Source organism: Domibacillus sp. A3M-37, assembly GCF_024213455.1.
Taxonomy (GTDB): Bacteria; Bacillota; Bacilli; order Bacillales; family Domibacillaceae; genus Domibacillus; species Domibacillus tundrae.
Map to the genome: position 1 here is coordinate 1 of NZ_JANAVL010000054.1, position 4,777 is coordinate 4,777.

Consider the following 4,777-nt stretch of genomic DNA (forward strand, 5'->3'; position numbering starts at 1 on the left):
AGGTTGAGCAGGCCATAGATGAATACATAAAATTTTATAACACCGCAAGATATCAAAAGAAATTAAAGAACCTTTCTCCAGTTCAATTTCGAAGAAAGGCGATGTAGGCTTTTTAAAGGTGTCTGCTTGACGGGGGTAAGATCAGGGTATTATGTTGCATTCGAATAACCATAAGAAAACAGGCGCTATCCCTTACTTATCAAGGGATGGCGCCTGTTTGGGTTTGTCTGCCGACCTTTCAATGCAACATACAAGATTAATGCGTTATATTGTATGCAACAAATTGAATTGAAAATGAGGGAGTTTGATGGAAGAAAAACAAGGACAAAACACGGTCGATCCAATCCGTGATCCGGAACAGATCCGGGCAATGAAAGAGTACCTGCTTCACCAGTCGTACCGGGATTATTTTTTGTTTACCTTCGGCATCAATTCTGGGCTGCGTATCAGCGATATTGTGTCTCTTCGCGTGATGGATGTCCGAAATACGGATCATCTGCGCGTGAAGAAGAAGAAAACGGGCAAAATCCGAAAAATTCGCATGACCGGCACTCTAAAACAGGAGATCGAGAAATACACGCGCCAGATGGCTGATTCTGACATTCTGTTTCCTTCGCGGAAGGGGAAATGTACAATCGGGCGAGAAAACGCCTGGAGGGTGGTTAATGGGGCTGCACGGGCCTGTAGCATTACAGGAGCCATCGGAACCCATACGATGCGGAACTAAAATACTATAATTTGCAAAAATAAAAAGTAATTCCTTGATAGAATTCAAGAAAATAAACTTAAATTTGAATTTAACTTTATGTGCAAAATTCAATATGTAACCTACCAAAATTCGGATAAGTAAGATTCTTCCTGAAACGATTTCGATGATCAATCGCTGCGATATATTTACGAATTATTAATATTACATATTACGTAATACTTTGACTTATTAAAATTTATGTTATATGATGATGAAAAATTCGTGTGAATAAGGTGGTGTATCAATATGGCGGAAATATATGCGGTATCTACTAACAAGGGTGGCGCAGGAAAAACCAGTCTTGTTACGAATTTAGCTGGAGCAATCGTTAAACAATCGGACAAAAAAGTTCTTATAATTGATACGGATGGTCAAGGAAATACTTCAATAGCTTTCGGGCTAAGTCCGCATGAAATTGAGGATACTATTTACGATGTATTGCTAGGGATTAAAGAGGCAAAAGACGTCATAATAGAAGTTACTGAGCAGCTGCATGTTTTACCGTCTAACAACGATATGAATTTTCTTGAATTTGATATCTTGCCTAACCTACAAAAATACAGCGATCCATTTAACCTTCTAAAGAAAGCGATCAATAGTGTACGTGACGAATATGATTACATTTTTTTAGATACTCCTCCAAGCATGGGCCTGGTTGCAGGAAACGTTTTGGCTGTATCCGATCAGGTAATTATTCCGTTTGTTCCTGAGATGTTTGCCGTGAGTGGACTAGTACGTGTTATCCAGGCCATTGAAGACTTTAAGGGAAAAGTAAATCCGTCTTTAAAAGTTGCTGGAATTGTTGGAATGATGGTCGACTCAAGAACGACTTTGCACAGTCAAATGCTGCAGCAAGCAAGACGATATTGTTTGGAGAACGATCTAGTTTTATACGAAACGATTGTGCCGAAGTCAATCCGATTTGCTAATTCAACAGCGTATGAAGGAAAGCCAGCAACATGGACCGATGCTAACAATCAGATTGTTTCTTCTTATTTTGAACTAATGAAAGAGGTGTTTGAATATGGCAAGACAAAATAAAAACTTAACAGATGTATTTCCTGCTAAAAGTAATAATGAAAATGAAATAACAAAAAGTAATAGTAATACTGTTCAGAAAGATGTAATACAAGAAAATAGCGATCAAGTTACTTCTGGCGCGCTAAGAGACACGTATTCAGAAAGAGGAAATGAGCAAGGTGCAGCAAGGGATGAGCAGGTAGAACGAGGCAGCAAAGGCGCTCAAAGAGATGAATCTTCGAGTAGAACAGTAGAGCAAGTTAAGAGTGATTTACTAAGTATGTTTGAAGAAAAAACGAAGAAGCAAACTGTTGAAGATACACACCAACGCACAACTTTTTTATTCCGAAAAGACTTATCAAAACGGCTTGACAAATTGGCGAAAGGTAAGCGTGGATTTAAGACGATGTTCTTGAACCAAGCTGTAGAGGCTTTACTGGACGAAATGGAGAAGTAATAAGGTAGTCGCGGATTGTTTTGGGAATAATAGAAATATATCTTGTATTATTTGGCTAAGAAGTAGTATCATAAAGGCAACTAAATGAACGGACCAAAAAGAAAAAAGAGCCAAAGCTGCGCAAGTGAAGTGGGGACTTCCTTACGCGGTATACCGTGATCACACCACGGCAACTCAATTGCTTGGACTCTTTTGAACTAATAAAATTATGCCCTTATTTTAACGCATATAAACGATTAGTTCAAGAGGAATCTTCTGTCTTATTTGAAGAGCGCTTGTTTTGTCGTACCCTTTTCCGGATTTTCGGAGAACAATACGGCAGGCAAGCGTTCTTTTTGTTTTCCGCAGAGGAGACGGAAATTATGATCAGTATTGTAATCGACCGAGTTAATAAAGAAGAGTACGCAACGTTTGAGAGCGTGCCAGAAATGCGCGAATCAGTAAACGCACACATTAAAACCATTAAGGCAAGTGGTTTAAAAGCGGCGTGGCAACGTAAGCTGATCGCTCTGCTGGACTATCTGCGCGACGAATCACGGGTGTTTCCGGGTCTTTCCTTTAAAAAGCAGCGCTTGATCGCCAAACACTTCGGATTAAAAAAGCCTGACACTGTCGGCGAGTGGTTGAAAAAACTATCCGGACTTGGCATCGTGAAAGTGTTACACACAAAGACCAGCTCGACAATGCATCAAACAGCGAATTTCGTACAAATCTTGCCGGCTAAAATAGAAAAACGGGGACAAGAGGTAGCGAAAAACGGGGAGCATGAAGTCAAAAGATTTTCCAAGACAAAAGATATTAATTCTATTAATACGTATGAGCAAGCGGTTAAAACCGCACCGTTATACGTACAGGTAAAGGAATATATTGCTTCTACAATCGGACAAAATCAAAAGCTTGTAAGTGCGGTTTACGGTATCATTAGAGCCAAAAAACTCAATAACGATACTATGGCTGTCTTAGCGCTTAAGACATCTGTGCAAGCCTTTAAACACGGATCAGTACGCACGACATTGCCTGCTTTTTTCTCTGGAACAATTGACCGTATGTTAACGCCAAAAGAAGCACCGAAATCCACCAAACCGGTGCGTGAAGAAATATTGCCGAAATGGTTCGCAAATCCTCAGGAAGAGTCTATGCCTGAAGTTGACACAGATGCGAACTTCTTAGCTGCTAAAGCTGCATTTGAAGCGGAGCTTGCCGCATGTAAATAGAAAAGGAATGATTAAAAATGATGGGTGACGCATTAGACGGACTGGAGCTTATTGTTTACAAGGACTCTAAAAACGGCGGATATGAAATCAAAGCAATAGAGCGTGGTATGGGCATTTATGGGCGTGAGGCAGAACGTGAAATTAATCCCATGCTCGCACTTGAGTTAGCGAATGAGCTCGTTAAACGTTATGGCTCCATGAGCGAAAAAGAGTTGATGGACGGCGTTAAGGAGAGTATCGAATCGAAAATAGAGCTTGATTTCGGAGAGTTTGTTGGAGGCCGCAAACCGTTTGAGCACAAGGAGTTTCGTAAAAACTTAAAGAGAAATTGGAGTTTCAAATGTGCTTGCTGCGAAAGAAAGGTTTCCAGCGCGACGGATAAGGATTACTACGTGCTTCAAGACGACTCTATTTATAACCTAGGGATTCCGGAGGGTTTCATGGGTTCCCGCGCCTGCTCGGAAGCCTGCGAAAAATCGCTAATTGAGCAAATGAAGCAAATAATTCGAGATAAGCTGTACAGTGAGATAGGGAGTAACCATGCGCAATAACTTAACGAAGCACAACAAGTATCTACGCTCTTAAAATGACGCCAGACGCCGATAATGCCGGTCTAGTGCATAAGAGCATCGCCAGTTATTTCAGTGGAACGATTGACCGCATGTTAATGCCAGCGAAACCAATTCGTGAAGAGGTGTTGCTGGCGTGGTTTACTGCGGAAAATGAAGACGTGCCGGCCGTTGATACTGATGCGGTGCGTTTTTGGCGGAGAAGGCTGCGCTAGAGGCGTCTCTTAAAGCACGGAAAGGTAAAGTTCTAATATTTAAGGAGCTTTACGAAAAAAAGAAAGGATGAATGCTGATGAATGCGATGGAGTTTCAGATGGATACGTTTAGTGCTGATGAATTAACAGGGGGAACAGAACTTGCTGAGTACATCTGTGAAAATTATGAGCCGGTTTCTGAGGGACAAGAAGTTAACGGAATTAAGAGGTTCATTATTACTGTCCTAAATGATGATTATGAACTTGAAGCCGAAGAGTTTGATTTTATTGAAGAAGATATGGGAAGCAATCGGGAAGTATGGGTATGCTGGAAAGAGTATGACGGCGAAGTACATGAGTGGTGGATAACGGGGGATGAGCGTTAATTTTGCGAAGATAGCCAGCGCGTGCTTGCAGAAGAGGCGTAAGTTTTCTGCAAGCATAATAACCGCACAAAAAAAGCCACGGGGTTCCGTAGCAATCAGAGAGATGTGCGAATGATGAAAGCCCGCCTGTTAAATTTTACCCGCCGCGGAGGAACCGCAAACCGTCCATAAAAAAACCGGGAATGATAT

8 protein-coding genes are annotated in these 4,777 nt (G+C 41.3%); all 8 read left to right on the plus strand.

Going from position 1 to position 4,777, the window contains the following annotated elements; genetic code table 11:
- Nucleotides 1-14: 14 nt before the first annotated feature.
- The 8 genes from NLX67_RS23415 (at nt 15) to NLX67_RS22405 (ending at nt 4,588) form a co-directional block, all read left to right on the plus strand.
- The gene (locus NLX67_RS23415) at nt 15-107 is read left to right on the plus strand and encodes an IS3 family transposase (RefSeq protein WP_375143448.1); all 93 of its coding nucleotides are present in this window, start codon (nt 15-17) and stop codon (nt 105-107) included.
- A 200-nt stretch (nt 108-307) separates the two neighbouring features.
- The gene (locus NLX67_RS22375; protein ID WP_254313604.1) at nt 308-727 is read left to right on the plus strand and encodes a tyrosine-type recombinase/integrase; all 420 of its coding nucleotides are present in this window, start codon (nt 308-310) and stop codon (nt 725-727) included.
- Nucleotides 728-994: 267 nt separating this feature from the next.
- On the plus strand, nt 995-1,789 hold the full coding sequence (locus NLX67_RS22380) for a ParA family protein (RefSeq protein WP_254313605.1): 795 nt from the start codon (nt 995-997) through the stop codon (nt 1,787-1,789).
- The gene (locus tag NLX67_RS22385) at nt 1,773-2,225 is read left to right on the plus strand and encodes a hypothetical protein (protein ID WP_254313606.1); all 453 of its coding nucleotides are present in this window, start codon (nt 1,773-1,775) and stop codon (nt 2,223-2,225) included. Before NLX67_RS22380 ends, NLX67_RS22385 begins: the two co-directional genes overlap by 17 nt.
- Before the next feature lie 362 nt (nt 2,226-2,587).
- Complete coding sequence (locus tag NLX67_RS22390; protein ID WP_254313607.1) at nt 2,588-3,439, plus strand: helix-turn-helix domain-containing protein; 852 nt, start codon at nt 2,588-2,590, stop codon at nt 3,437-3,439.
- 17 nt (nt 3,440-3,456) lie between these two features.
- Entirely contained in the window at nt 3,457-3,990 is a 534-nt protein-coding gene (locus NLX67_RS22395) for a hypothetical protein (protein ID WP_254313608.1), read from the plus strand.
- 65 nt (nt 3,991-4,055) lie between these two features.
- Nucleotides 4,056-4,223, plus strand: a complete 168-nt coding sequence (locus NLX67_RS22400) for a hypothetical protein (RefSeq protein ID WP_254313609.1) — start codon at nt 4,056-4,058, stop codon at nt 4,221-4,223.
- Nucleotides 4,224-4,300: 77 nt separating this feature from the next.
- Nucleotides 4,301-4,588 carry a hypothetical protein gene (locus NLX67_RS22405; RefSeq protein ID WP_254313610.1) on the plus strand — a complete coding sequence of 96 codons (288 nt, stop codon included), beginning with the start codon at nt 4,301-4,303 and terminating at the stop codon, nt 4,586-4,588.
- Nucleotides 4,589-4,777: the final 189 nt, after the last annotated feature.